The sequence below is a fragment of the Bradyrhizobium sp. R2.2-H genome (genome assembly GCF_004346455.1).
In the GTDB taxonomy this organism is placed as follows: Bacteria; Pseudomonadota; Alphaproteobacteria; order Rhizobiales; family Xanthobacteraceae; genus Bradyrhizobium; species Bradyrhizobium diversitatis.
In genome coordinates, this window is the sequence record NZ_SMBR01000005.1 from 1 (window position 1) to 26,950 (window position 26,950).

26 protein-coding genes are annotated in these 26,950 nt (G+C 64.1%); 10 read left to right on the plus strand and 16 right to left on the minus strand.

Translation table 11 applies throughout. The features are described 5' to 3' along the window. Nucleotides 1-152: 152 nt before the first annotated feature. A complete protein-coding gene (locus EDE08_RS14070) occupies nucleotides 153-1,085 on the minus strand; it encodes a DMT family transporter (protein WP_131869444.1) in 933 nt (310 codons plus the stop codon). A gap of 426 nt (nucleotides 1,086-1,511) precedes the next feature. On the opposite strand from EDE08_RS14070, the gene EDE08_RS14075 reads away from it, so the two are divergent. Both EDE08_RS14075 and EDE08_RS14080 read left to right on the plus strand, forming a co-directional pair. Further along, nucleotides 1,512-2,804: an adenylosuccinate synthase gene (locus tag EDE08_RS14075; RefSeq protein WP_131869445.1), complete on the plus strand. Its 1,293-nt coding sequence runs from the start codon at nucleotides 1,512-1,514 to the stop codon at nucleotides 2,802-2,804. 37 nt (nucleotides 2,805-2,841) lie between these two features. Beyond that, entirely contained in the window at nucleotides 2,842-4,434 is a 1,593-nt protein-coding gene (locus tag EDE08_RS14080) for a hypothetical protein (protein ID WP_131869446.1), read from the plus strand. Between the two features lie 207 nt (nucleotides 4,435-4,641). Here the strand turns inward: EDE08_RS14080 and EDE08_RS14085 are convergent, their stop codons facing one another. The 3 genes from EDE08_RS14085 to EDE08_RS14095 all read right to left on the minus strand — a co-directional run bounded on the left by EDE08_RS14085 (nucleotide 4,642) and on the right by EDE08_RS14095 (nucleotide 5,646). After that, a complete protein-coding gene (locus tag EDE08_RS14085; protein WP_245524789.1) occupies nucleotides 4,642-4,917 on the minus strand; it encodes a hypothetical protein in 276 nt (91 codons plus the stop codon). 248 nt (nucleotides 4,918-5,165) lie between these two features. Beyond that, complete coding sequence (locus EDE08_RS14090) at nucleotides 5,166-5,396, minus strand: hypothetical protein (RefSeq protein WP_131869447.1); 231 nt, start codon at nucleotides 5,394-5,396, stop codon at nucleotides 5,166-5,168. Nucleotides 5,397-5,433: 37 nt separating this feature from the next. After that, entirely contained in the window at nucleotides 5,434-5,646 is a 213-nt protein-coding gene (locus EDE08_RS14095) for a hypothetical protein (protein WP_502700607.1), read from the minus strand. Nucleotides 5,647-5,819: 173 nt separating this feature from the next. On the opposite strand from EDE08_RS14095, the gene EDE08_RS14100 reads away from it, so the two are divergent. Next, the gene (locus tag EDE08_RS14100) at nucleotides 5,820-6,245 is read left to right on the plus strand and encodes a DUF5413 family protein (RefSeq protein ID WP_131869449.1); all 426 of its coding nucleotides are present in this window, start codon (nucleotides 5,820-5,822) and stop codon (nucleotides 6,243-6,245) included. Nucleotides 6,246-6,303: 58 nt separating this feature from the next. Next, nucleotides 6,304-6,846 (plus strand): DUF4112 domain-containing protein, encoded by a 543-nt coding sequence (locus EDE08_RS14105; RefSeq protein WP_131869450.1) that lies wholly within the window; start codon nucleotides 6,304-6,306, stop codon nucleotides 6,844-6,846. 217 nt (nucleotides 6,847-7,063) lie between these two features. Here the strand turns inward: EDE08_RS14105 and EDE08_RS14110 are convergent, their stop codons facing one another. The 11 genes from EDE08_RS14110 to napE all read right to left on the minus strand — a co-directional run bounded on the left by EDE08_RS14110 (nucleotide 7,064) and on the right by napE (nucleotide 16,077). Next, nucleotides 7,064-7,357 (minus strand): hypothetical protein, encoded by a 294-nt coding sequence (locus tag EDE08_RS14110; RefSeq protein ID WP_027560969.1) that lies wholly within the window; start codon nucleotides 7,355-7,357, stop codon nucleotides 7,064-7,066. Between the two features lie 209 nt (nucleotides 7,358-7,566). Continuing rightward, the gene (locus EDE08_RS14115) at nucleotides 7,567-7,731 is read right to left on the minus strand and encodes a DUF3309 family protein (protein WP_035677634.1); all 165 of its coding nucleotides are present in this window, start codon (nucleotides 7,729-7,731) and stop codon (nucleotides 7,567-7,569) included. Between the two features lie 106 nt (nucleotides 7,732-7,837). After that, complete coding sequence (gene msrB / locus EDE08_RS14120; RefSeq protein WP_131869451.1) at nucleotides 7,838-8,257, minus strand: peptide-methionine (R)-S-oxide reductase MsrB; 420 nt, start codon at nucleotides 8,255-8,257, stop codon at nucleotides 7,838-7,840. Nucleotides 8,258-8,285: 28 nt separating this feature from the next. Beyond that, a complete protein-coding gene (msrA, locus tag EDE08_RS14125) occupies nucleotides 8,286-8,990 on the minus strand; it encodes a peptide-methionine (S)-S-oxide reductase MsrA (protein WP_131869452.1) in 705 nt (234 codons plus the stop codon). A 189-nt stretch (nucleotides 8,991-9,179) separates the two neighbouring features. Beyond that, nucleotides 9,180-10,538 carry an alpha/beta hydrolase gene (locus tag EDE08_RS14130; RefSeq protein WP_131869453.1) on the minus strand — a complete coding sequence of 453 codons (1,359 nt, stop codon included), beginning with the start codon at nucleotides 10,536-10,538 and terminating at the stop codon, nucleotides 9,180-9,182. A gap of 100 nt (nucleotides 10,539-10,638) precedes the next feature. Further along, nucleotides 10,639-11,754 (minus strand): ATP-dependent DNA helicase, encoded by a 1,116-nt coding sequence (locus tag EDE08_RS14135; RefSeq protein WP_131869454.1) that lies wholly within the window; start codon nucleotides 11,752-11,754, stop codon nucleotides 10,639-10,641. A 161-nt stretch (nucleotides 11,755-11,915) separates the two neighbouring features. Beyond that, the gene (locus EDE08_RS14140; RefSeq protein WP_131869455.1) at nucleotides 11,916-12,557 is read right to left on the minus strand and encodes a NapC/NirT family cytochrome c; all 642 of its coding nucleotides are present in this window, start codon (nucleotides 12,555-12,557) and stop codon (nucleotides 11,916-11,918) included. Beyond that, nucleotides 12,554-13,024: a nitrate reductase cytochrome c-type subunit gene (locus EDE08_RS14145; RefSeq protein ID WP_165935970.1), complete on the minus strand. Its 471-nt coding sequence runs from the start codon at nucleotides 13,022-13,024 to the stop codon at nucleotides 12,554-12,556. Before EDE08_RS14145 ends, EDE08_RS14140 begins: the two co-directional genes overlap by 4 nt. After that, nucleotides 13,021-15,534, minus strand: a complete 2,514-nt coding sequence (napA, locus tag EDE08_RS14150) for a nitrate reductase catalytic subunit NapA (RefSeq protein WP_131869457.1) — start codon at nucleotides 15,532-15,534, stop codon at nucleotides 13,021-13,023. The genes EDE08_RS14145 and napA overlap by 4 nt, the downstream gene beginning before the upstream one ends. A gap of 16 nt (nucleotides 15,535-15,550) precedes the next feature. Then, nucleotides 15,551-15,865, minus strand: a complete 315-nt coding sequence (locus tag EDE08_RS14155; protein ID WP_131869458.1) for a chaperone NapD — start codon at nucleotides 15,863-15,865, stop codon at nucleotides 15,551-15,553. Between the two features lie 26 nt (nucleotides 15,866-15,891). Then, on the minus strand, nucleotides 15,892-16,077 hold the full coding sequence (gene napE, locus EDE08_RS14160; RefSeq protein WP_131869459.1) for a periplasmic nitrate reductase, NapE protein: 186 nt from the start codon (nucleotides 16,075-16,077) through the stop codon (nucleotides 15,892-15,894). Between the two features lie 258 nt (nucleotides 16,078-16,335). Here napE and EDE08_RS14165 point away from each other — a divergent pair, with 258 nt between their 5' ends. The 5 genes from EDE08_RS14165 to EDE08_RS14185 all read left to right on the plus strand — a co-directional run bounded on the left by EDE08_RS14165 (nucleotide 16,336) and on the right by EDE08_RS14185 (nucleotide 20,713). Continuing rightward, nucleotides 16,336-17,541, plus strand: coding sequence for an LLM class flavin-dependent oxidoreductase (locus EDE08_RS14165; RefSeq protein WP_131869460.1), 1,206 nt, complete (start codon nucleotides 16,336-16,338; stop codon nucleotides 17,539-17,541). A gap of 336 nt (nucleotides 17,542-17,877) precedes the next feature. Beyond that, a complete protein-coding gene (locus EDE08_RS14170; protein WP_131869461.1) occupies nucleotides 17,878-18,369 on the plus strand; it encodes a septal ring lytic transglycosylase RlpA family protein in 492 nt (163 codons plus the stop codon). Between the two features lie 154 nt (nucleotides 18,370-18,523). After that, nucleotides 18,524-18,946, plus strand: a complete 423-nt coding sequence (locus EDE08_RS38445; protein WP_165935968.1) for a hypothetical protein — start codon at nucleotides 18,524-18,526, stop codon at nucleotides 18,944-18,946. A 31-nt stretch (nucleotides 18,947-18,977) separates the two neighbouring features. Further along, a complete protein-coding gene (locus EDE08_RS14180) occupies nucleotides 18,978-19,181 on the plus strand; it encodes a hypothetical protein (protein WP_028181690.1) in 204 nt (67 codons plus the stop codon). Nucleotides 19,182-19,351: 170 nt separating this feature from the next. Continuing rightward, nucleotides 19,352-20,713, plus strand: coding sequence for a metal-dependent hydrolase family protein (locus EDE08_RS14185; protein ID WP_131869874.1), 1,362 nt, complete (start codon nucleotides 19,352-19,354; stop codon nucleotides 20,711-20,713). Nucleotides 20,714-20,763: 50 nt separating this feature from the next. On the opposite strand, the gene EDE08_RS14190 is transcribed toward EDE08_RS14185, so the two are convergent. Next, on the minus strand, nucleotides 20,764-23,262 hold the full coding sequence (locus EDE08_RS14190) for an autotransporter outer membrane beta-barrel domain-containing protein (protein ID WP_131869463.1): 2,499 nt from the start codon (nucleotides 23,260-23,262) through the stop codon (nucleotides 20,764-20,766). 883 nt (nucleotides 23,263-24,145) lie between these two features. On the opposite strand from EDE08_RS14190, the gene EDE08_RS14195 reads away from it, so the two are divergent. After that, nucleotides 24,146-26,926 carry an ATP-binding protein gene (locus EDE08_RS14195; RefSeq protein WP_283810557.1) on the plus strand — a complete coding sequence of 927 codons (2,781 nt, stop codon included), beginning with the start codon at nucleotides 24,146-24,148 and terminating at the stop codon, nucleotides 26,924-26,926. Nucleotides 26,927-26,950: the final 24 nt, after the last annotated feature.

Here is a 26,950-nt window from a genome sequence, read left to right on the forward strand (position 1 = left end):
TCTCCCGCCAAGGCATCGGCTGATCCTCCCAGCCGACAGAGAACTGTCACCCATCCATCCGGTCTACTGTGTTACCTATCTATCCGGTCTGGACATCGCGCCACCTTCTCCCACAAGGGGAGAAGGAAGAGCGACATCCGCGTAACCCAACGCTATGTCGCCTGCTTCCTCGACGCTGCGAACACGCCCGCCAGCACCAGCGCGAAGCCGATGAAGTGGAACGCCTGCGGATGTTCGCCCAGAAATGCCATCGCCATGATCGAACCGAACACCGGCACGACGTGGAAGAACGGCGCGGTTCGGTTGGCGCCGATCAGGCGCACGCCGCGATTGAAGCAGAGATAGGCGAGCGCCGAGGGGAAGACGGCGACGTAGAACAGCGTCAGCAGGTTCGGCCCGTCGAGCTTCATCACCGGGCGTGCGGACAGTTCCCAGATCTCCAGCGGAATGAGACAGGCGGCGCCGCAGCCGAAGGTGAAGGCGAGGAAGGACAGGCCGTGCATCGGCGGCCGCTTCAGCGACAGCACCGAATAGAGCGCGAAGATCAGGAGCGCGAGGAGGAAGATCAGGTCGCCCTTGTTGAAGTCGATGTTCGACAGCGTGGTGAAATCGCCATGCAGCAGGATGGTCAGCACGCCGCACATCGACAGCAGCACGCCGAAGGCCTGCGCCGCGGTGAGCCGGATGCCGAGAATGACCAGCGACCACAGCGCCACGAGCAGCGGCGCGGCCGATTGCAGCAGCAGCGTATTGAGCGCCTGGGTATGCTCCAGCGCCCAATATTGCAGCGTGTTGAAGGCGCCGATGCCGGTGACCGAGAGCGTGACCATCAGGCCGAGCTTGCCGCGGATCGCCGGCCAATCCTGCACGAGGTGCTTGAAGGCAAACGGCAGCACCAGCAGGAAGGCGAAGAACCAGCGCAGGAACGACAGCGTGACCGGCGGGATGTGTCCGGCGGCAAGCCGTCCGACGATGGCGTTGCCGGCCCAGCACAGCGCGGTAATGCTGAGCAGCAGGTAAGGCTGGTTGGCGATCCAGCTGTGTCCGGATGCTTCCGCGCTCGTGGTGTGGCCGGTGGCGGACATGTGGCTGTTGGGGCCCCGCGTGGAGTACGCCGAAGCCTCCGGCCCGGCGAGGCCCGGGCCGGCTGATCACCCGGCGCTGTCCAAAGACACGGAAATCGAGGTTGCATCAATGGGGGGCGGACGCATCGCGACCATGCAGCGGCGAAGGCGGCCTCTCACGCTTTGGTCGAAGCCATTGCGCCGGTCCGGTAGGTTTCTGGATTTTCGGGGGATATCAAAGGCTTGGAGTGCACGTTGAGCCTGAAAAAAGCCCCGTTCTTGCTTGCCTAGAGGGGCTGCTTCCTTTATCCGGTTGGGCTGCCTCGCGTGCGAACGGCCTCGGCCGGGAATTGGGCTGGGCGCAGGCATGATTTTAGGAAAAGTGGATCCCGGTTTTCCGTTCGGATCATGCCACTTACAGAGAAATCTTCGAAGGATTACCCGCGCATGGCCAATGTTGTCGTCGTCGGCGCCCAGTGGGGCGACGAAGGGAAGGGCAAGATCGTCGACTGGTTGTCGGAGCAGGCGGATATCGTCGTCCGCTTCCAGGGCGGCCATAATGCCGGCCACACGCTGGTGATCAACGGCAAGACCTACAAGCTCGCGCTGCTGCCCTCCGGCGTGCTGCGCGAGGGCAAGCTGTCGGTGATCGGCAACGGCGTAGTGTTCGATCCCTCCGCCTTCCTCGACGAGGTCACCAAGCTCAGGGCGCAGGGCGTTGCGGTCTCTCCGGACAATCTGCGCGTCGCCGAGAACGTCACGCTGATCCTGCCGCTGCACCGCGAGCTCGATGCGCACCGCGAATCCGCCAGCGCCGCGACTGCGATCGGCACCACCCGTCGCGGCATCGGGCCGGCCTATGAGGACAAGGTCGGCCGCCGCGCCATCCGCCTGATGGACCTCGCCGACCTCGACACGCTCCCGCACAAGATCGACCGGCTTCTTGCCCACCACAACGCGCTGCGCCGCGGGCTCAATCTGCCGGAGTTCGACGGCAAGGACATCCTGAAGGAACTGACCGCGCTGGCGCCGCAGCTGCTGCCCTATGCCGAGACGGTGTGGCGGCTGCTCGACATCGAGCGGCGCGCCGGCAAGCGCATGCTGTTCGAGGGCGCCCAGGGCGCGCTGCTCGACGTCGACCACGGCACCTATCCCTACGTCACCTCGTCCAACACGGTGGCGGCGCAGGCCGCGACCGGCGCCGGCCTCGGGCCGGGCGCGGTCGGCTACGTGCTCGGCCTGTGCAAGGCCTACACGACCCGCGTCGGGCAGGGCCCGTTTCCGACCGAGCAGGACAACGAGATCGGCCGCAAGATCGGCGAGCGCGGCCGCGAGTTCGGCACCAATACCGGCCGTCCGCGCCGCTGCGGCTGGTTCGACGCCGTGCTGGTCCGCCAGGCGGTCCGGACCTGCGGCATCAATGGCCTCGCGCTGACCAAGCTCGACATCCTCGACGGCTTCGATTCGATCGAGGTCTGCACCGGCTACAGGCTCGACGGCAAGGAGATCGACCATTTCCCGGCCGGCGAGGGCGCCCAGGCCCGGGTCGAGCCGATCTACGAGACCATCGAGGGCTGGAAGGAGCCGACCGCGAGCGCGCGGTCCTGGGCCGACCTGCCCGCCCAGGCCATCAAATATGTCCGGCGGATCGAGGAATTGGTGGGGTGCCCGGTCGCGCTGCTTTCCACCAGCCCCGAACGCGAAGATACTATCCTCGTGCAAAATCCGTTTGAGGCTTAACGATATCTTACCGGGACGCGCGTATAGTTGAGTAGAAATGGCTGATTACTATCCGCTGATCGCCCGCGCTATTGCCGCCTTGGACCCCAACGCTCCCGGCGAAAGCCGTCGCGCGCTCTATGAGAGGGCGCGCACGGCCCTGATCGCGCAGCTGCGGAGCGTGCAGCCGCCGCTTTCCGAATCCGAGATCACGCGCGAACGGCTGTCGCTGGAAGAGGCCGTTCGCAAGGTCGAATCGGAGGCCGCCCAGCGCGCCCGCGAGGCCGCGCGCCCCGGTGGCGGCGCCCGCTCCAGCAGCAGCGGCGATGCTTTTCGCCGGGCCAGCACCCGCGCCGCCGAAGCCAACGCTCCCGCATCTCAGCCGGCTCCGCCGCGCACGCGACCGGCCCCGACGCCGCCGCGGGCCGACCGTCCGTCAATCAGCGTCGATGAGCAGGGCGAGGTCCCGCGCCCGCCCCGCGCTCCCCGTTTCGATGCCCCGCGCCCGCCGGGACCGTCCGTCCCGCCGCCGCCGGAGCCGCCGCCGCCCGCCGGGCGCGATCGCGCCGGTGCGCGCCGTCCGCCCGACGTCGGACCCCCGCCGCCGGCACCGGGCGTGCGCGGCTTCCGCGACATCACGGCCGATGCCAACGATCTCGGCGGCGCTGCCGCGCAGGCCAGCCGCGCCGCGCGCCGCACTTATGCCAACGTGCCCTCGCCCTCGCCGGAATTCGACCGGCTGGAGCCGAGCCTGGAGAACCGCGCCGGCGAGTCCGAAGCGCCCTATTCCTACGACGAAGCGATCGAGGAGGCCGAGCGCTACGCGCCGCCGTCGCCGCGTCCGCGCGCCGCGTCCGAGGGCGAGGCCAAGAAGCGCGTCCGCGCCGGCTCGGCATTTCCGTTCAAGAGCGCGATCGCCGTCGGCATCGTGCTGATCCTGGTCGGCGCCGGAATCCTCTGGGGCAAGCAGGCCGTTCAGATCGTCAACGGCTTTCTCAAACCGTCCGCTACTCAGGTCGTGGAGACGCCGAGCCCGGCACAACCGCAGAGCAAGCCGAAGATTCCGGATCGCGTCGGCCAGCCCTCGGCCAGCGACCAGCCTGTCGCGCCGGTGGCGCAGAAGGTCGTGCTCTATGACGAGGATCCGTCCGATCCGAAGGGCAAGCAATATGTCGGCTCGGTGGTGTGGCGGCTCGAGCCGATCAAGGCCTCGGGCAACCAGAAAGCCGACGTCGCCGTGCGCGCCGACATCGAGATCCCCGACCGCAAGTTCAAGATGACGATGTCGTTCCGCCGCAACACCGACTCCTCGCTGCCGGCGAGCCACACCGCGGAATTGACCTTCATCCTGCCGCCGGATTTTCCGGGCGGCAGCGTCTCCAACGTGCCCGGCATCCTGATGAAGTCGAACGAGCAGGCGCGCGGCACGCCGCTCGCAGGCCTCGCGGTCAAGGTCACCGACGGCTTCTTCCTGGTCGGCCTCTCCAACGTCGATGCCGACCGCGCCCGCAACGTCCAACTCCTGAAGGAGCGCTCCTGGTTCGACGTGCCCCTTGTCTACGCCAACCAGCGCCGCGCCATCATCGCCATCGAGAAGGGCGCCCCCGGCGAGCGCGCCTTCAACGACGCCTTCGCGCAGTGGGGCGATTAGGCTCTTCACCTCTCCACAGCGGGGAGAGGTCGGATTGCCTCCGCGATGCGAAGCATCGTCCGGTGCAATCCGGGTGAGGGCCGCATCATCTTGTGAGACCGCAACCCCTCACCCGGATCGCATCTATCGATGCGCTCCGATCTCTCCCTACGGGAGAGGTGAAGCAAGTCGTCTCGCGGTCAGTGACCTGGTCGAAATTGAACCGTTTTACCGCGCCGCCGCTTCGCGCTTGCGCGCGGCCGTGGCGGCGGCGTGCTCGCGGTCCATCACGGCGCGGCAGCCGGGGCTGACCTGCGACTTGTTCCTCACCATGCAGGCGGTGATCCGTGGAATGTCCGGGATCTCACTGGAGCACAGCCGCATCGCGTCGCCTGAGCACATCTGCTGTGCTTCGGACGAGAAGGCGAGGCCGGGCGAGGTCTGGAATGCGAGGCTGGTGACGGCGAAAGCGAAGAGCGAAGCGATCGTCTGATGGCGTGTCATGCGGATGGGTCCCCGATTTCCCTAGGGCTTGAGCCACTTGGTTTTTGGGGCGCCGCACGCGGCTTGATCTGCCGTACGTCACAGCCTTCACGCCGGGAACTCTGGTCCCGCATGTGGTCGCTCGATCTCTTGATGCCCGAATCGAAAGTGCTGCGCCGCCCGAGCGAAGTATGCGCCATTGTCACGAGCCTGCAATGGCCGGCGCGAAGGAATTCGCAATTGTTGCGCGCGAGTCACGTCGCGCGCGATCAGATCCGCCGATCGGAGGATGCGCCCGCTTGTTCCGCATCGCTCACGCCGAGAGCGGCAGCGTGTTCCTCGACGGCGGCGACGCCCTTCGCCGTGAGCTCGAACAGATCGCCGTCCTTCATCACATAGCCGTCGGCGATCAGTTGCCCGACCTTGCCCTGCCGCTCGTCGGCAAAGGCAACGGATTGGCTGATGTCCCGCAGGATCGAGAGTTGTTCGTCGCGCAACATGGCATCACTCTCCGTTCGCGGGGATGGGTTCCGATCCTCACATGCCGTGGCTCTGAAAGACCTTGCTGCAAGCGCGCGACAGCTTGGCGCGGTTGGCCTGCAGGCAGCCCTGCACGGCCATGTCGTTGCCGAGCTGCTTGCGGCAGAAGCGCGATGCATCCCGCGAGCAGGCCTTCTGCTCCTGCGGCGTGCCCATATGGCCTTGGGCAAATGCGGGGACACTCGAGAGGCCGCCCAGGGCTGCCAGCATGATTGTCGCCAGAACGAGGTGAGGGGACATCGGCGGCTCCAATCTGCCAGGGGCAAGTTCAGGTCCAGCATGAACTCGTCGCCTTGCCACTTGTTCCCCCGGGTGGAGCCGGCGCCCCGCTATTCAAGGTTCCCGCTGCGCTGCTATAATATTGGCGAAGGTGAGGGTATCTGATGAAACGCTATCTGGTGTTTGCGCTGGTCGGGCCGTTCGTGGGCGGGTTCCTGCTGCTGCTGACGACGACCTACCAGTCCGGCTATTGGGCCCAGACCAATATCGGCGAGGTCGGCAAGCTGTTCGCGGTGTTCTTCAAGACCCTGCAATACAGCTATCTGTTCGGCTTCCTGCCCGCGCTGATGATCGGCGCGGTCGACGACATCCTGATCCATATCCGCCGGATCGGTCCGAGCCTGCGGATGCTCCTGGTCGGCCTGTTCGCCTTCGTCCTGGCGTCGCTCACCTACAGCTCGCGCGGGCCGGATTCGGGCGCGGTGCAGTTCATCCTGTATGGCCTCGTCGGATTCGTGCCGGCGGCGATTTCATCGTGGCTCGTGCATCGCTATGTCGAGGAGCCGCAGGCGGCGGCGGCGCCGACCTGACGCGCGGCATTCGATCGCGGCGGCAACCTCCGCCGCCGCGGCGCGTTGTCCAGAGATCATGACCATGTCCGACGACGACATCCTTGCTCCTCGCAGATCCCGTACGGGGAGCAGCTCGCATGCGCCCTTTTCCGGCAAGGAGGCGCGCGGGCCGATCATCGACCAGGAAGGCCACGAGATCAGGCCCGAGAGCCTGGAGCAGGGATTTCGCGAGTTTGGCTTCGAGTTCGGGCAAGGGAATCCGTTCGGCAACCTGACGCGCGAGCAGCGGATCGCGCGTATCGAGGCGATCGCGAAGCTGCTCGACGTCGCCTTCATCCTGCCCGGCACCAACATCCGCTACGGCATCGACGGGCTGATCGGCCTGATCCCCGTCGTCGGCGACATCATCACCACCGCGATCTCGCTGTGGCTGGTGCGCGAGGCCCGCGCGCTGGGCGCGCCCTGGTACATCACCGGGCGCATGCTCGGCAATGTCGCGCTCGACGGCGTGGTCGGCCTGGTCCCGTTCGCGGGCGACGCCTTCGACGTGATGTTCCGTGCCAACATGCGCAACGTGCGCCTGCTCCGCCGCTGGCTGGAGAAGCAGCCGCGGATGTAGGATCGCTCCTCTCCGCAATTGATGCATATGCTCGAACGGTCGTCATGCCCGGGCTTGTCCCGGGCATCCACGTTCTTTGTGCCGCGGCGCGAGGCGTGGATGGCCGGGACAAGCCCGGCCATGACGCTGTGGAAGCATGAAAGCCCCAAACGCAAAAAGCGCGACGACCTTTCGGCCATCGCGCTTTCTGCGCACATCGTAAGGCTCAGCGAAAAGCTTACGCCGCGTCGGCGTCGGTCTCCGCGGCCGGTGCGGGCTTGGGCCGACGGGGCAGCGGGAAGGCTTCGCTCTCGTACAGCGAGCGGATGCCGTTCTGGTCGAAGCGGGCTTCCTCGACCTGGAGATAGGCGCCGTTCAGCGAATCCGTCGGCAACTGCTCCATCGCGAACTGCACGGCCTCGGCCGCGGTGCCGAACCGGCGATAGGTGAAACCTGCGCGCTTCTTCTTGCGGATCGCGGCGGGAAAGAGTTCGGCGGAGGTGTTGAAGTTGAACGGACGCAGTGGACGCATGGTCAAAGACCTCGTGATCTTCTCTGGGGCTTTAAGCGCGTGGGGTTGGGGAGGGCAGGAGCCGCCAAGCGGGCCCGCCGCATGTCATTCTCGTCCTCTAATATAGGCCGATTTGACAGAAATGCGACCCCTGCGACGCGAGATGATGAATCCACGCATGGCAGCTCCGCGAGCGAAATAAAGTAAATTATTTCAACGGCTTAATTGGTTTACATCTTGCCAAGAAGCAGCAGCACGATCAGCACCACCAGCACGACCCCGCCGATGCCCATGCCGGAATGGCCCAGACCATAGCCGTAGCCGCCGAACCGGCCGGACAGACCGCCGAGCAGATAGATGATCACCAGGATGATCAGGATGGTCCCAAGCGTCATGGCATCCTCCCTGGCGGCCGCCGAATGCGTTGATCGGCCGCACCGCCAGAGGAGAAAAGCACATCGCGCTGCCGGGTTCCACGGGGGAACCCGCCAACGCGCAAGCTTATTTGGGCTCGAGCTTCAGCGCCGCCGAGTTGATGCAGTAGCGCAGACCGGTCGGCCCGGGACCGTCGGGGAAGACATGGCCGAGATGGCCGCTGCATTTGGAGCAGAGCACCTCGGTGCGGATCATGCCGTGACTCGTATCCCGCTCCTCGTCGATATGGCTCTCGATCGCGGGCTGGGTGAAGCTCGGCCAGCCACAGCCAGAATCGAACTTGGCGTCGGACGCGAACAGCACATTGCCGCATCCGGCGCAGACATAGGTGCCGGCGCGCTCGTCGTGCTCATATTCGCCCGAGAAGGGACGCTCGGTCGCCTTCTCGCGCAGCACGGCGTACTGCATCGGCGTCAATTCGCGCCGCCACTGCTCTTCGCTCTTGATGACCTTGTCGTCCGTGATCTTCGTCTTGGTGTCGGGCATGGGTCTCCCGTTTCTTTGGTGATCTCGATCAGTTGGTGGCCTTGCTGGCGTTCACCAGCGTCGGCTTCTCAATGTAGTTATCCGCGAACAGCTTTTTCAGGTTCTCGACCTTCGGGATGTCATTGTAGGCGATGTAGGGCTGGTTCGGGTGCAGCGTCAGATAGTCCTGGTGATAGGCCTCCGCCGGATAGAACGCCTCCAGCGCGCCGAGCTTGGTCACGATCGGCTTTTTGAAGACCTTGGCCGCGTTGAGCTGGGCGATGTAGGCCTCGGCCACCTTCTTCTGCTCGTCGGAGGTGGTGAAGATCGCCGAGCGATATTGCGGGCCGACGTCCGGGCCCTGGCGATTGAGCTGGGTCGGGTCGTGCACCACCGAGAAGTAGATCTGAAGGATCTTGCCGTAGGAGATCTTCTTCGGGTCGTACTTGATCTCGACCGCCTCGGCGTGGTCGGTGCGCCCGCTCGAGACGGTCCGGTAGTCGGCGGTCGCCTTGGTGCCCCCGGCATAGCCGGAGACCGCGTTGACGACGCCCGCGGTGTGCTGGAAGACGCCCTGTACGCCCCAGAAGCAGCCGCCGGCGATCACGGCGGTCTGGATGCTGCTCGCGGGCGCCGCGTCCACAGCGGGGGCGGGGATCACGACCGCATCCTCCGCGGCCCGGGACGGCATCGTGAAAGCCAGCGTCAGGGCGGTGGTTGCGGCAAGCAGGGAGGCAATGGCGGTTCGGCGCATGGCAATCCTCTTTCGGAAGGGCTGACAGTCTAGGGCGGCCGGGACCAGGCGAACAGCCTGCCCGGCCGCGTTTTCGTACCATCCGAGATACGGACGCAGCCGCCGATTGTTACGTCGGGGCGGACACGAGATCGTGACGGCGCGATCGCCCGGCGTCGCGGGCGACGTCAGCACGCCGCGCTCACCCGCTCACGCCAGCGAATTGAACCAGTCGAACGCCGTCGGCTGTCCGTTCAGGACGTTCGCCTCGCCATAGAGGCTCGACAGGAACGTGCCGCGATGGCTTGCGCCCTTGACCGGAACGCCCTCTGCGAAATGTCCGCCGGCGGCGATTGCGGGCCGCACCAGGCGTGGATGCAAAGCCTCGTCGGCCAGCCCGTAATAGAATCTGATCGGGGAATCATAATCCCAGAAGGTCGCGCCGTTGGCGCCGAGGCGGCGCTGGAGGGCGCTGTTCGTATCGCTGGTGAAGCGATCGAAGAAGCCATCGACGAGGAAATCGCCGGCGGGAGGAATGCTCTTCGCGATCTCGCCCTCGAGGCTGTAATCGGACCAGTACTTCTCCGCGAACGCCTGATATTGCGGCTTGATCGCGGTCTTGAACAGATCATTGAGCCCGTAATAGCGCCGATAGCTGCCGAGCAGGACGATCATGCAAGGCGTGATCCAGGCCGGCGGCATCGGATACGAGCTGTCCGAGGCCGGAATAAAAGCCGCCGGGTTCGCCCAGTAGTGAAAGCTCTCGGCGAGATTGTTGAACGGACTTTCTGCCGCAGCCGCCCGCACCTTGATGCCGCGGCGCTGCATCTCCTGCTTCAGCCACTGCGTGTTCAGGGCGCCCTGCGACCAACCGTTCAGGAACAGGGACGACTGGCGCAGGCCCAGTGTCCGCAGCTCGAGCAGCCCCGCCTTCAGGATGTCGAGGCAGCATTGCACGGTCGCGCCCTTCACGGCATAGGCTTCGCTCCGGCCATTGCGATAGGGGCCCTTGCCGACATAGTCGGCCGCGACGACGGCATAGCCGTTGCCTGCGAAACGCTGCACGTTGAACAAGGTCTCGATCGAATCGACATTGTCGCGCAGCTCGTATGTCTCGTCCTCCAGCCGCAGCAGGTTCGAGGGGACCTGGTCGAACGACAGGATCGTGCCGTGCTGCCATGACAACACTGGAACAGCGCCGCGCGCGCCCGCCGGGACCGCAAGCAGGCCGCTGACCTTGACGCGTTCGCCCGTCTCGGGGATGCGCGTGAAGGTGACGATGCGCCTCAGCTCGACGTCATGGCGCGCCGCATATTTGTCGGCAAAGCTCGCTGGCAGAATATTGCCTTCGTTGAAGACGGCATAGAATTTTGCCGCCAGCGTATTGAGCCGCTCCTTCGAGATTCGCACCGACCCGCGCGGCGCCGCAAGGGCAATCCCTGGAGCCGTGATCGACAGCGCGAGCGAACCGGCTGCCGCGCTCGCCGATTTCAGGAAGTCCCGGCGGCTCGCAGCGAGACTATCGAGATCGGTTTCGGGATGCTCAGGCTTTGTTGCGCGCGCCGTCATTCGCTCCACTCCAGTGCGGTTTTCGTACGGGATACATCGCAAAGCCTAGCGGGCAGTGAATGCATCTCGGTAAAGCCGCTCACCCGGAGATTGGCGAGTTCTACACAACCACGCTCAGCCGCTTCGCCGCACGCGTGATGCCGGTATAGAGCCACCGCGCCCGGGACTCCTGAAACGCGAAGCTCTCGTCGAACAGCACGACGTCGTCCCATTGCGAGCCCTGCGACTTGTGCACGGTCAGCACGTAGCCGTAGTCGAACTCGTCATAGGGCTTGCGCTGCTCCCAGCCGATCTGCTCGATGCCGCCCTCGAAGCAATCGGCGCGCACCGAGACCTTCGTCACCTTGTGGCCGAAATCCTCGTCCGGCGAGAGCCGCATGCTGAGAATGCGCGATTTCGAGCGCGAGGTGTTGCGCGACTTCACGCGCCACAGGCCGCCGTTGAACAGGCCTTTCTTGCGGTTGTTGCGCAGGCACACCAGCTTGTCGCCGGCGACCGGAAAGGCGTCCTCGATGTTCTGGCGCTGGCGCACCCGCATGTTGTAGGCGCGGCGGGTGTTGTTGCGCCCGACCAGGATCTGGTCGGCGCCCATGACGCGATCGGGGTCGAGCTCCTTCCGCGACACCACCTCGCTCTCGCCGTAGCGGCCGATGTCGAGCTCGCGGCCCTCGCGGACGTCCATCGACATCCGCACGATCGGGTCGTCCTGGGCCTGGCGGTGCACCTCGGTCAGCATTGCGTCCGGTGTGGTGTTGGTGAAGAAGCCGCCGCCCTGGATCGGCGGCAGCTGCGCGGGATCGCCCAGCACCAGCAACGGGCAGTCGAACGACATCAGGTCGCGCCCCAGTTCGGCGTCGACCATCGAGCATTCGTCGATCACGATCAGCTTCGCCTTCGACGCCGGCGCGTCGTCCCACAATTCGAAGCTCGGCTGCTCCTCGCCGGATTCGCGGGCGCGGTAGATCAGCGAATGGATGGTGGAGGCGCCGTCGCAGCCCTTGTTGCGCATCACCAGCGCGGCCTTGCCGGTGAAGGCGGCGAACTTCACCTCGCCGTCGACGCCATCGGCGATGTGCCGCGCCAGCGTGGTCTTGCCGGTGCCGGCAAAGCCGAACAGGCGGAACACGGGCGGCGTGCCGTTGCGGCCCGGCTTGGCCTTGAGCCAGTCGCCGACGGCCTTGAGCGCGGCATCCTGATGCGGGGTGAAAGTGGCCATGTCTGTCTTGAGGAAGGGCGAAATGAGGCGATTCGCCGTCCCCCAAAACTAACGATTCGCTCCGCCGGTTCAAGGCGGGTAGATCGTTCCCGCGGCCTATCCTTCGAGACGCCCGCCTTCGGCGGGCCTCTCGAAGGACGAGGCGTCTGCTCAGGCCTCGGCTATTGCCAGCCGGGAACGCCGCGCATGTCGGGCAGCTGGTGGGCGATGCCCTTGTGGCAGTCGATGCAGGTCTTTTCCTTGGTGAACAGGAAGCGCTGGTGCGCGACCGAGGCCCGCGGCGACTGCTTGGTGATGTCCATGGAATCGGCGCTGTGGCAGTTGCGGCATTCCAGCGAATCATTGGCCTTGAAGCGCGCCCATTCGTGCGCAGCCAGCTCGAGGCGGTGATCCTGGAATTTTTCGCGGGTGTCGATGGTGCCGAAGATCTTGCCCCAGACCTCCTTGGAGGCCTGCATCTTGCGCGCGATCTTGTCGGTCCAGTTGTGCGGCACGTGGCAGTCCGGGCAGGTCGCGCGCACGCCAGAGCGGTTGGTGAAGTGGACGGTCGACTTCAGCTCGGCGTAGACGTTGTCCTTCATCTCGTGGCAGCCGGTGCAGAACTTCTCGGTGTTGGTGATTTCCAGCGCGGTGTTGAAGCCGCCCCAGAAGATTACGCCGGCCACGAACCCGGCCAGCACCAGGGTGCCGAGAGCGAACACCGAGCTCGGCCGGGTCAGCACCTGCCAGAGTTCGCGGGCGAAAACCCAGCACCGCGCGATGAAGCCGCGTTTGACCTCGGGCTCGTCAGCGGTCGTCGTCATCGGCGGCCACCCGGGCTCGCGCGCGACAGCAGCGTGTCGATGTCGATGAAATCGTTGCTGACCGGCGGATTGGCGGTGTTCTGCGGCACGTGGCATTCCGTGCAGAAGAAGCGTCGCGGCGAGACCGAGCCCAGGAACTGGCCGTCGCGGTCCATGAAATGCGTGATCGAGACCATCGGCGCCTGCGACTCCGCGGTGCGCGCCCGTGCATGGCAGGATAGGCACTTGTTGCCGTTCAGGTCCACCTGGTAGCCGTCGATGCTGTGCGGGATCACAGGCGGCTGCTCCGGATAGTTGCGCACTTCTCTCTCGGAGGTGTTGCGGTTCGGCAGCATCGGCGGCGCCGGGCCCTCGTCGTTGAGCGGGGTCGGGCCGCGCAGGCCGGAGGTCACGGTCTGCGCCGTCAGCGAACTCGTGCCCGCTGCGATCGCGAAGGTGAGCAGGATGATTGCGGATCGTTTCATCATGACATGTTCACCCGCTCGATGCGCACGGCGCATTTCTTGAAGTCAGTCTGCAGCGAGATCGGATCGGTGGCGTCGAGCGTCACCTTGTTGATCAGCTTGGATTCGTCGAACCACGGCACGAACACGAGGCCGCGCGGCGGCCGGTCGCGGCCGCGCGTCTCGACGCGCGCACGGATGAAGCCGCGGCGGGAGACCACCTTCACCTCGTCGCCACGGCGGAGCTTCATGTCTTGCGCGTCGTCGGGATGCATGAAGCAGACGGCCTCGGGGAACGCCTTGTAGAGCTCGGGCACGCGGCGCGTCATGGTGCCGGAATGCCAGTGCTCCAGCACGCGGCCGGTGGAGAGCCAGTAAGGATATTCGTTGTCGGGCGATTCCGCCGGCGGCTCGTAGGGCAGCGCGAAGATGCGGGCCTTGCCATCGGCATGGCCGTAGAACTGCACCTCGGTGCCCTGCTTGACATAGGGATCGCTGCCCTCGCGGAAACGCCACCTCGTCTCCTGGCCGTTGACCACCGGCCAGCGCAGGCCGCGCTCGCGGTGATAGGTGTCGAACGGCGCGAGGTCGTGGCCATGGCCGCGGCCGAACTGGGCATATTCCTCGAACAGGCCCTTGTGCACGTAGAAGCCGAACGCCTTGGATTCGTCGTTGAGATAGCCGGCCTCGATGTCGGTGACAGGGAATTTGTCGACCTGGCCGTTTCGGTAGAGCACGTCGAACAGCGTCTTGCCGCGGACATCGGGCTTCTTGGCGATCAGCTCCTCGGGCCAGACCTCCTCGATCTTGAAGCGCTTGGAGAACTCCATGAGCTGCCAGAGGTCGGATTTCGACTCGCCCGGCGCCGAGACGAGCTGATGCCAGAACTGGGTGCGCCGCTCGGCGTTGCCATAGGCGCCTTCCTTCTCCACCCACATTGCGGTGGGCAGGATCAGGTCGGCTGCAAGTGCGGTCACCGAGGGATAGGCGTCCGAGACCACGATGAAGTTCTCGGGGTTGCGGAAGCCCGGATAGGTCTCCTCGTTGATGTTGGGGCCGGCCTGCAGGTTGTTGTTGACCTGCACCCAATAAGCGTTGATCAGGCCGTCCTTCAGCATCCGGCTCTGCAGCACGGCGTGGGCGCCGTTCTTGTCGGGAATGGTGCCTTCGGGCAGCCGCCAGATGTGCTCGGCGTGATCGCGGTGTGCCTTGTTGGTGACGACCATGTCGGCGGGCAGGCGGTGCGAGAAGGTCCCGACTTCGCGGGCGGTGCCGCAGGCCGAAGGCTGGCCGGTCAGCGAGAACGGGCTGTTGCCGGGCGCGGAGATCTTCCCGGTCAGAAGATGGATGTTGTAGACGAGGTTGTTGCACCAGACGCCGCGGGTGTGCTGGTTGAAGCCCATGGTCCAGAACGAGACCACTTTCGTCTTGGGATCGGCGTAGAGCTCGGCGAGAGCTTCGAGACGGTTGAGCGGCACGCCCGACATTTCGGCGGCCTTCTCCAACGTGTACTCCGAGACGAAGTTGACGAACTCGTCATAGCTCATGTCGGTGGCGTCGTTGGGCTTCGCCGCGCCCGTCGCCTTCTTCTGCAGCGGATGCTCGGGCCGCAGGCCGTAGCCGATGTCGGTCTGGCCGCGCTTGAACACGGTATGCGCGGCAACGAAGTCCTTGTTGACGCGGCCAGTCTTGATGATGTGGTTGGCGATGGCGTTGAGGATGTAGAGGTCGGTCTGCGGCTTGAACACCATGCCGATGTCGGCGAGGTCGAACGAGCGATGCTCGAAGGTCGAGAGCACGGCGACGCGGACATGCGGCGCAGAGAGCCGGCGGTCGGCCAGGCGCGTCCACAGGATCGGATGCATCTCCGCCATGTTGGAGCCCCACAGCACGAAGGCGTCGGTGGCCTCGATGTCGTCGTAGCAGCCCGGGGGCTCGTCGATGCCGAAAGTGCGCATCATGCCGGCGACCGCCGAGGCCATGCAGTGGCGGGCATTGGGGTCGATGTTGTTGGTGCGGAAGCCGGCCTTGAACAGTTTGGAAGCGGCATAGCCTTCCCAGATCGTCCACTGGCCGGAGCCGAACATGGCGACGCCGTTCGGTCCGCGCTTCCTGATCGCCTCCTTCCACTTCAGCTCCATGATGTCGAAGGCTTCGGTCCAGGTGACGGGCGTGAACTCGCCGTTCTTGTCGTACTTGCCGTTGGTCTTGCGCAGCAGCGGCTGCATCAGGCGGTCGTGGCCGTACATGATCTTGGAGAGGAAGTAGCCCTTGACGCAATTGAGGCCGCGATTGACCTCGGACTTGGTGTCGCCATGGGTGGCGACGACGCGGTTCTCCTTGGTCGCGACCATCACCGAGCAGCCGGTGCCGCAGAAGCGGCAGGCGGCCTTGTCCCACTTCATTTCGCTGATGTTCCGCTCGGCCACGAGATTGGCGGCGAGCGCCGAAGCGGGCATGCCGGCGGCGGCCGCGGCGATCGCGGCCGCCTCCAACTTCAGCATCTGGCGACGGTCGAGCTTGGGCGATGTCATGATGGCTCTTCCTGACTCAGGCGGTTTCGATGGCGTGGAAGACCAGCGCCGCCGAATAGACGTTCGGCAGCGATTGGATGGTGTTGAGCAGGGTGCCGAGGCTGCCGGCATCGGGCGCTTCGGTCACGACGACGAGCTTGCCGCGCGCGTCGCGGCCGTAAATCTCGCAGCCGGGCAGCGCGGTGATCTCGGCTTCGAGCTCGGCGAGACGTTCGGGCCGCGCCTGCACCAGGATGCTGGCGATCTCGGCGCCAGGCGGCGCGATGACGCGGTCGGCACTGAGCACCCGGCCGGTGATCAAGGCGCGGCGGTTGAGTGTGGCGTGAGCCATGATGCCTGTCTTTCGCTGGTTGCGGATCAATGTGGGGAGGGCGGCGGGCCGGGAGGGCCGGCAAACATCTGGTAGATCCAGACGCCAAGGCCGTAACTGCCGACCGTTCCGACCGCGAGCACGGGCATCACGACCGCGGTCAGGAACAGGAAGGCGAAGATCTCCATGCGCCTACGGCGCACGCGCGTCGTCGCGTCGTCTGGTGCCGACATGTTCGGTCTCGTCTGAAATGTGGGGATTGGGACGGCATCCGGGCCGTTGCCTTGCTGCACTTCTGATGCAATCCGGCCGCCGCGGCGTTGATCTGGATCAATCTGTCGGCTTACGCGATGTCGCAGCGCTGCGTCGCGGCAGTGCGATATGCCACGCACGGGTGTGGGATCGTTCTCCCGCACGGCGGAATTGTCGCTCCGTAGACAGCGGCGCCTCACCCACTAAGATGCGATCAACAACAATAAGCGGGAGGCGTCATGAAGTTCGGCATCTTCTACGAGCTGCAACTGCCACGGCCCTGGGTGCCCGGCGACGAGCTCAGGCTCTACCAGAACGCGCTCTCGCAGATGGAACTCGCCGACAGTCTCGGCTACGACCATGCCTGGGTGGTCGAGCATCACTTCCTCGAGGAATATTCGCACTCGCCTTCGCCGGAATCCTTCCTGGCAGCTGCAAGCCAGCGCACGAAGAACATCCGGCTCGGTCACGGCATCCTCCAGCTCACCACCAATCACCCGGCGCGCGTCGCCGAACGTGTCGCGGTGCTGGATCTGCTCAGCAACGGCCGCTGCGAATTCGGCATGGGCGAGAGCGCCTCCATCACCGAGCTGGAGCCGTTCGGCCGCGACATGGAGACCAAGAAGGAGGTGTTCGAGGAGGCGGTCGCTGCGATCTTCCCGATGTTCAGGGACGCCGGCAGCGAGCATCACGGCAAGTATTTCGACATCCCCTTGCGCAACGTCGTGCCGAAGCCGGTGCAGAAGCCGCATCCGCCGCTGTGGATGGCCTGCTCGCAGCTGCCGACCATCGAGCGCGCCGGCCGTCACGGTTTCGGCGCGCTCGGCTTCCAGTTCGTCAGCGCCGATGCCGCGCACGCCTGGGTGCACGCCTATTACAACGCCATCACCAAGCGGCTGCACAAGCTCGCCGACTACGAGATCAACCCGAACATGGCGCTGGTCTCGTTCTTCATGTGCGCCAAGACCGACGAGGAAGCGAGGGCGCGTGCCGATGGCGCCACCTTCTTCCAGTTCGCGCTGCGCTTCTACGGCGCAGCGCAGAACCGGCAGCGGCCCGCGCCCTACACCGTCAACATGTGGGACGAATACAACAAGTGGAAGCGCGACAATCCGGAAGCCCAGGAGGCGGCCTTGCGCGGCGGCCTGATCGGCTCGCCCGAGACCATCCGCAGGAAGCTGAAGCGCTTCCAGTCCTCGCATATCGACCAGGTGATCCTGCTCAATCAGGCCGGCAAGAACAGCCACGAACACATCTGCGAATCGCTGGAGCTGTTCGGCCGCGAGGTGATGCCGGAGTTCCAGAATGATCCGACGCAGGCAGCCTGGAAGCAAGGCGTGATGAACGGCGAGATCAAGCTCGAAGAGATCGACACCCGAGCTTTTACGGATCGCTACGGCAAGCTCGCCAACAATGTTGCGCCGGTGAAGGCGGCGGCGGGCTAAAGCATCATCCGGAAAAGTGCGAAGCGGTTTTCCCTCGCGACAAACGCGGAACGCGTTTGCGCGGAGATCACGCGCAAACAACAACCCAAAGCGCGATGACGATTCATCCCGATCTCATCGCGCTTTAGGCTGTCCGTCAGTCATGTTGCTGACGCAATCTCTGTCTTAGTCGGCGGCAACTCAAAACACTGCGTGGGAACCACCCCGGTTCGCACAGCGGTTCCATAGCCAAGGCTCGAACCCGCAAAACAACGGCGCAAGCTTCATGAACGCTGCCGCGTTCGCTTGCCTGTTTGCGGTTCCCGGAACCGACGATCGAAAATCACAGGAGATATAATGCTGTTCCGCTCGAGCGCCGCACTTTGCGGCGCCCTGGTTGCGCTTGCCGTTTCCGTTGCCGTTGCCCGAAGTGAAACGCGTGGAGTTCACTCAAATGCCGTCGTCGATGCCGCCTCCGGGGATGCGATCGTTGGCGCTGCATCCATGTACAATCCGTTCAAGCCCGGCAAGGAGGAGGGCGGTCCGAAGACGGCCTCCGGCGAGCGTTATGATCCCTCCGTCTGGTCGGCTGCCATCAAGACGAGCCTTCGTCGGAAATTCGGTGGGGTCCAATTCGGTGCGAGACCGAAATATGCCCTCGTCGAGGCCGTCGGCAAGAAGGTCATCGTCAAGATCAATGACGTCGGACCACTCAGGCCCGGCCGCATCATCGACTTCAACGAGCGCACGATGCGCCATTTCGATCCGAGCCTCGAGCTCGGAGTCATCGATGACGTGCGAGTTAGCCCGCTTTCAGGCGACTATTGGACACCGGGGCCGGTGGGCTGAACATCGCTCGCGATTGTATTGCACCTGCGTTGGCGACTTCCGTTGCCGGACCCGAAGCAGGCCTGCCAAGCGCTCCTCGTGGCGCACCGTGAAATCGCTTCGACTGCGGTAGTCGAAGTTACGGACACCGGTCAGGCGCACACGGTCGCCGTCGATGGCCGCCCGCGGCATCACCGCGACTTCCGGTCGCCAATGGCGATCGTGCGATGCGGGATCGAACTTACGGACTGAAATCACATGGCTGCTGACGCAAGCTTCGGCGACGCCTTTCGACAGCTCCGTTGTGTCAGTTTACCTGTCGTTTCATTGTGAATGTCTACACGCTACAGTAGCTCTTCGCGAGCTGGAAGCGATGGCCTCGTTCTTTGCCGCGCGTTGGAAGGGCTGCGCGACCTTCGCAGCCACTCGGATGCTGCTGCTGCCCGGCGCATTCGGAATCCTGGCTGGCCTCGTTATCCTCAGTGGATTCCGGATGACAGGCCTTTGGGTGCTCGGATGTGTGCTCGGCGTCGACCTGATCTCTCACGGCATAGCCTTGCTGACCAGTGCATGGCCGCCGGCGGCGAGAACGGCATAGCGGAAACGAGTCGATAAAAAGGAGTGCGCTGATGGCGATCGCAGCTGAAAGACCAATCCTCCTGATCAAGAAACTCGCGGGTATCCTTCTCCTGCTTTTCGGGTTGCTATTCACGGCGCTCGGCCTGAGCAGCGAGTCCAGCGGAGTCACCGCGATCGGTGTTGCCTTCCTTGTTGCCGGCGCGATCTTCCTGGTTCTCAAGATCATGAGGCGCAACCAGGGCGATCCGCTCTGACCGAGGCCGCGAGATCGGTCTGTCGCTGCGAGAGCCATGCACGGCATCGCAATCGCGAAAGTCTGGCCGCTTCAACCGAACGCAGCCGATACGCAACGAGAGGGCCGTGCGCGATGATGTCAGGAGCTCTCTTGAATAAATTGTACAGCGCGCGGCGGATTCGACCGTCGATGAGCGGAACATGCCGTTCGCTGTCGATCGCGGTGGCGCTCTCGACCTGGCTCGGTGGAGCGAGCCTGGCGCAGCAAGCGCTTCAGGCAGGTGGCGCGGCCACGCTCTTTCAGAACGTCCGCATCTTCGATGGCAAGAGCGCCACGCTGTCTGCCTCCTCCAACGTCCTGGTGCGCGGCAACAAGATAGAATCAATCTCGCTACAGCCGATAGCGGTGAATAGCCCGGCGGACATTCGCATTGTCGAAGGCGGCGGACGCACACTGATGCCCGGCTTCATCGACAACCATTGGCATGCGATGTTGATCCGGGTCACGCCGGCACAGTCGTTCGGCGACGTCGGCTACGTCAATCTCGTCGCCGGCGACGAGGCCACCAACACTCTCATGCGCGGCTTTACTACCGTTCGCGATGTGGGCGGGCCGGTGTTCGGGCTCAAAAGCGCCATCGACGAAGGTATCATCAAGGGTCCGCGCATCTATCCGTCCGGCGCGGTCATTACCGTCACGAGTGGGCATGGGGACTTCCGCCAGCTTACCGACCTGCCGCGGACGATCGGGGGCATGCTCACCCGCATGGAGCAGACCGGTGGGGCAATGATTGCGGACAGCCCCGACGAGGTCCGCGTCCGTGTCCGCGAGCAGCTCATGCAAGGCGCTTCCCAGGTCAAGTTGACGGCCGGCGGCGGAGTGTCGTCGCCTTTCAGTCCGATCGACGTGACCACGTTCACCGAACCCGAAATACGCGCCGCCGTTGAAGCGGCCGAGAATTGGGGCACGTATGTCACTGTGCATGCCTTTACGGCTGCCGCGATCAGGGGAGCCATTGCGGCTGGGGTGAAGTGTATCGAACACGGTTTCCTGATGGACGACGCAACGGCGAAACTGATGGCGGAGAAGGGTGTTTGGCTGAGCACGCAGCCTCTCCCCGAGGATCTGAGGCTGGGCTTTCCCGTAGGCTCCGTCCAGCGAGCCAAGGCGGATGAGGTCTGGCCCGGCATAGCCAGATCCTACGAGCTGGCGAGGAAGTACAAGATCAAGACGGCGTGGGGCACCGACGTCCTGTTCTCTGCAGCGCTGGCGCGCCAACAGGGGGCCATCCTGGCCTCACTCGCTCGCTGGTACACGCCCGCCGAGGCGCTGACCATGGCGACATCGACGAACGCCGAACTGCTGGCGCTGTCGGGCAAGCGGAATCCCTATCCCGGCAAACTCGGCGTCGTGGAACAGGGCGCACTCGCGGATCTGCTGCTCGTCGACGGAAATCCCCTGGACAATATCGGCCTTCTTGCCGACCCCGCCAACAACTTCAAGATCATCATGAAAGATGGAATTATCTACAAGGATACGCTTGCCCGTTAGCGGCAACGCATCGTCCTGTTCGATGGACGAGGTCGCGCATGATCCCAAGGTTACCTGCTTCTCGCACGAGCGTTCGCGCGCCATCGCTCGGGGAGGCTCTGCGGCGAGGCGGCCGGTTTCCACTGCAGGGACACGACCCAGTTGTCGAAGACCGTGTTGAAGCTCCCGGACTGGTACGAGAAGTTCTCGTACGCCGGCCAAAAGCGGCCGGCATCGGCTGCGTAGGTAAAGAGCGTCCAGGTATGGGGCTTCTGCCAGAACGCGTTGCCGCCGTCCGGGTCCCCGTCGAGGGCGCTGAAGTCGATGAAGAGCCAGAGAGGTGCATTCTTGGTGCCGAGGTTCGTATCCGGCGAGTTGAACTGCAGCGCGTTCCAGTAGATCCCAGGTCCGGCTCCGGGATCAGCATCGTCCACGAGCTTCTGCAGCCGCCAATAGAAGCTCGCGTCGCCGACCATAGTGGTCTCGCCGGTGAACGTGATCAGGCCAGCCTGCGGGCCTGACTGGATGATGCCGCTGATGGAGGTGGTCCCGCTGATTGTTCCGCTCCCTTGCAATATGCCGCCGGGAGCAGGCGTATCGGTGCCGGTCGCTGCAATGGTGACTGGGCCCGAGACCGTCCCGCCGTTCATGAACAGTGTGCCCGACTCGCCGACAACAACCGCGCCGGTCACCGTGCCGGGGACCTCCAGCGTCGCCGCGTAGGATACCAGCACCTCGCCGGCACCCGTTGCTGATCCACCGGTTCCGCCGGCAATCAGCGTACCCCCATTGACCCTGATCGGACCGGAAAGCGTGTCGCTGCTGTCTGCACTCAGGGTCAGCGTGCCGGGACCGAAGATCGTCAGGCCCGCCGATCCCTCGATGGCGGCTGCGATCTGCGAACCACCGCCGCTGGCATTGCTGTAGATCAGGCCTTCTGCCGCGCCGAACGAAAGGCTCGCAGTAGCGATGCTGCCGCCGTTCATGATGAGGCCCGCGGCGTCGCCGCTCGCCTGGCTTCCGACCAGAATGCTCGCATCGCCCCCCGTAATCGCTCCGCCGTTCACTTCGAGCGCCGCCACCTGCGGCACGCCGCCGCTCTCGACCGCCTGGCTGTCGACGACCTCGTAGACGGCATCGGCCGGAACGTCGTTGATGCCGACATCCGTCGAGGACACTGTCGCCGCGCTCGCGAAGCCGTCGGAGGGCGAATAGGTCAGGAACTTGCCCGAGCTGGCCGCGTCGTCGTCCTCTCCGAGAATGTAGGGAGCGACGATCCCGTTCGTGACGACGGGCAGGTTTGCTCCCGTTCCTGCCACGAACACCTGTTGCGTCAGCCCAAGCTGGGCCATGCCGCCGCCCGGCACGATAACGAGAGTCCCGCCGGAGTTGCGGACAATGTTCGTCAGGGTACCGTCGTCATTGCCCCCGATGACGACGCGATAGTCGCCGCTTCCGGAAAGCTGCAAAGCGCCTCCCGTAGAGCCGATGACGAACGTCGCCAGAGATCCCGAGGCGATCTGCACATCGACCGTCGCGCCGTCCGAACGAAGCTCGAGTATTCCGCCGTTCGTCACCATCACCCTGAAGCTGCCAAATGGTGTGCCGGATGTCCGGGTACTTGCCAGCGTCCCGGCGCCTACGGTGTTGTATCCCATCAGCTGGTTCGTGTTGGTGAGCAGGAGCGTGCCTTCGCCGTATTTTTGGAGGCCGCCCAGCCCGGAGATCGGCGCGACGACGGTCAGCGTGCCGCCGTTCGTGTTGATGACCTTAGGCTGGTTGATCGTCCAGGTGCTGGGCTCATATCCGGATGTCGAGGGCAGCGCCGACGGCGAGATCGCCCAGGCTTGCCCCTGCCAGAGCACGGCGTAGACGCCCCTCCCGGTGAGCGCGTCGGTGACGACCTGACTGTAGTCTTCGGAGGGGAGCGGCTGGTTTTGCAGCTTCCATCCGCTGGGCATCTGCGCGATCTGGACAGTCTGCGGATTGCTGGACGGGAGGTTGGGTACGTTCTCGAACGAGGCGGGGAAAGCGTTGTTGATGGTGATCGTGCCGCCCGTCAGGTTCACCGTGAGCGGCGCGAGGACATGGCCGCCGATATTTTCCATGTATCCCTTTGTCGTCTGGGAAACGGAAAACCAGCCAACCGCGAAATTGGCCAAGACGATCGTCTGCGGACTCTCGGACACGTTCGGGGCCAATTGATCGGCGAGCCACGCGAGGTCCGGATTGGAACTGCTCGTCAAATGATAGAGATCAGGCCCGATTCCGCAGGCGGACAAATAGTCGGCCATCCCGCTTGTCATGCCGTCCACGAAGCTGCCGCTCTCGCTCGACGTCTGCATCAAGCCCGCGACCACCCTTTCCAGGTTGATTGCCACGGGGTCGTCCTCGCCGTTGTAGACCGCAGGAGCAACCTGCGTGAAGCCGTTTGCCGACAGCCAGTAAAGGCCCATGACCATCGACGTCGGGCCGCAATAGGCTTCGCCGTCCCCCGGCAGGCTCTGCCCGAAGGGCCCGAAATCGGTCTGGATGATCGAAGGCGTGCTCTCGATGGGGTCCTTCCACATGGGGCTGGTCCACTCCTGTCCGACAAGGCCACGGTACGCGCTTGAGCCGCAGGTTAATGTCCCGTTAATCGCGGAACACAACTTGTGGATACTTTAGTATGTCGATGCTGTCTAAGAGTGTAGAGCGGAATCTTGCAAGTACGCAAGCTGGGTCTCCAGCTTGGCCGCCAAGACGCTCAGGAGTTCAAGCGCGGGCCGCCGAGCGGCAGCATGTTCATCGTGAGTGGCGAATATCTGCCACCAGCGGCGATGTCCTGCGGCAGGGCCTGAGAACAGGTAGTGTCGCGGCAAGTCCGTCGCGGCAGGTCCGCGTAACGCGAACGTCTACTTCTGCGGCGTGCTGCGAACCCTGGAAGTGGCACCTTTGAGATATGGCGACCGGCTCTGAAGATGTCCGTTCATTGGGGTAGACCGGAAGTACTCGACTGACTGCTAAACGGCGCCTTTGACCCGAAGCAGACATCTGCATGCTGGGCTCTAAAGGTAGTGTTAGTGCGCTTAGGCCACGATTCAAAATGTGGCCTAAATCACTTGAGGCGCCGTGCTATTCGCCGCGTGTTTGCTGTTGATGGCGCTGTATGAGACGACGCGGCCGTGCTCGCCTGCGCGGCGCTACTGCGACGCACTTCCGTAGGGGAGTTGCGAGGCCCTCCGGCGCATCGATGGGGCGGTGCCTCGTCGGAGCTCGCCATCCTCAAGCCCGGCCACGCCCAGGATTCGCCACCCGCGGTGTATGGACAAGGGCCCTTTGGCGACGATAGAATTTGTCAAGTTAAGTAAGGTGAAATGAGGTAAAGAGGATCTGACCGTCCAGTCGACCGACCTGACCGAACGCGAGTACTCGTTTGGGCCTTTTCGTTTCTTCCCGGCACGGCAGCTCCTGCTGGAGGGCACGACTGCCGTTCGAGTCGGTGGTCGCGCGCTTGCGATTCTGGAGGCGATGGTCGAGCGTCCCGGCGAAGTCGTCAGCAAGGCGGAGTTGATGGCTCGGGTATGGCCCAGCACCGTCGTCGAGGACAGCAATCTTAAGGTCAACATGTCGGCGCTGCGGCGAGCGCTCGGTGAGGGCCAGCCCGGCCGCCGCTATGTGGCGACGGTGATCGGTCGGGGTTATCGTTTCGCGGCACCGGTCCAGATTTCAGCGCAATATACCTCACTCCCTCCAGTGTCGGCGGCGGGTCCAAACAATCTGCCCGCCTCTTCGACCAGAACGATCGGCCGCGCCAGCACCATCGATGCTCTGCTAAAGCAACTGTCGCGACACCGGTTCATTACGGTCGTTGGAGCCGGAGGTATCGGTAAGACAACGGTCGCTCTTGCTGCCGCTGAAGCGCTGATCGCTTCCTATGAGCACGGTGTTTGGTTTGTCGATCTGGCGCCGTTGCGCGACGCGTCCCTGGTATCGAGGGCGCTTATTTCCAGCTTGGGCCTCGCGATTTCCTTCCAGGATCCCGTGGCTGCGCTGAAAGACTATCTGCGCGATAGGCGAATGCTGATCGTGCTCGACAATTGTGAGCATCTGATCGACGCGGGGGCCACGTTGGCGGAGGAACTGATTAGCAGCGCGTCCGGCATCCACATCCTCGCGACGAGTCGTGAACCGTTGCGGGCCAGAGGCGAACGCGTGCATCGGCTAGCGCCCCTGGGGAACGCGCCGGCTTCTGTCCGACTGACTGCAGCCGAAGCGCTAGCGTTTCCGGCTGTCCAGCTCTTTGTCGAACGTGCAATAGCGAGCGTCGAGGACTATGTGCTGCACGATGCGGATGCTCCCATTGTGGCAGGGATCTGCCGCAAGCTCGACGGCATTGCGCTTGCCATCGAGTTAGCGGCGACTCGCATTGATGCGTTTGGGCCGAGGGAACTGTCGAAGCTTCTTGACGACCGCTTTCGGCTGCTGAGGCAGGACAGGCGTACCGCCCTGCCGCGCCATCGGTCCTTGGCGGCTGCTCTTGACTGGAGCTATGAGCTCCTGTCGATGGGCGAGCGATCGGTTCTGAATCGCCTGTCCGTGTTTGCTGGCGCGTTCGGTCTAGAGTGCGCAGCGGCCGTAGCTTCGGACAGCCGCATAACCGGCCGCGATGTCATCAACGGAATAGAGAGCCTGGTCGCCAAGTCGCTCGTCGTGGCCGATGCAAGCGGTGCGATCGTGCGCTATCGGCTACTTGATACCACGAGGTCTTACGCTCTGCAGAAGCTCAATGAGAGTGGGGAACTCGAGATGCTTGTGCGACGTCACGCGGAGCACCATCGCCAAATCTTTTCACGTGCTGCTAGCGAAGTCGAGGCGCGCCCCACCGCAGATTGGCTGGCGGACTATGGACACGCGATCGACGATGTTCGGAACGCACTGAGCTGGGCATTTTCCGCCGATGGCGACACGGCAATAGGCGTTGCACTTACCGTTGCTGCCATTCCTTTGTGGATGCATATGTCATTGATCGACGAATGTCGGGTCGGCATCGACCGCGCCCTCGCCAGCAATGGACTTTTTCGAAACGACCACGACGACATGAAGCTTTATGCCGGGCTGGCGGCCGCGCTGTTACACGAGAGGGGCCCTTTGCCGGAAGTGGACGCTGTCTGGACGAAGGCGCTTCAGATTGCTGAGCGCCTCGGGGATCGAGAATACCAACTGCGCCCGCTTTGGGGTTTGGCCATCGGTCGCTTCTACGTTGGAGACTATCGGTTGGCCCTTGATCTGCTGAGGCGATTTCGGAGCGTTGCACAAGAGAGAAGCGATGTCGCGGATTTGCTGAGCTGCGATAGGCTGATCGGCAGCACATTGCATTACCTGGGCGACCAGAGAGAGGCACGCCGCCAGTTGGAACACACGCTCGGCCAGCATCTGTCTCTTCAGCACTCGCACATCGCCCGCTTCCAGTACGACCAGCGTGTGGCAGCAAAGTACAACCTGACGCACATCCTCTGGCTATTGGGATTTCCGGATCAAGCCCTTGGCATGACTCAAAGCGCCCTCGAGGATGCCGAGGCGACCGGCCACGCATTCACCGTGTGCAATGTGCTGATCCACGGTGCGTGCCCTCTCGCGCTGTACGTCGGAGACTTGGCGACCGCGCAGCGCTTGATGGACCGGCTGCAGGACCACCTGACAGTGCACGCTAGAGCCGTCTCAAGAGCCGAAGGCGATTGCTTGAAGGGCATGCTGCTGGTCGCCAAAGGCGACCGCGGGGGCCTGCCGCTCCTGCGGGACGGCATCGACAGGCTGACGGATGTGAGATACCGCCTGCGATATCCGCTTTATCTGGGCACTCTTGGCATGGGTTTGCACGCCGCCGGGCAGACGGGAGCCGCGCGCACGGCCATCGAGCAAGCGCTCGAGTGGTGCGAGCAAAGTGACGAGCGCTGGTGCATGGCGGAGTTGCTGCGCATCCAGGGCCATTTACTGGAAGCGGATGGAGCGGCGTCGGCGATCAAGGCAGCCGAGATTCGTTATCGGCAAAGCCTTGAATGGGCTCGGCTTCAAGGTGCGTTGTCGTGGGAACTGCGGACGGCCATTTGCTTGGCGCAGCTTTGGCGGCGGCAGGGCATCGCCAAGGAAGCCGAGCAGCTTCTCAGTTCCGTCTACGATCGTTTCACGGAAGGGTTCGAGACGGCAGACCTCAAGAAGGCTCGCTCGATCATCGAAGAACTTCGAAGGGTCTGATCCGACGTTCGAAGGGTCTGCTCC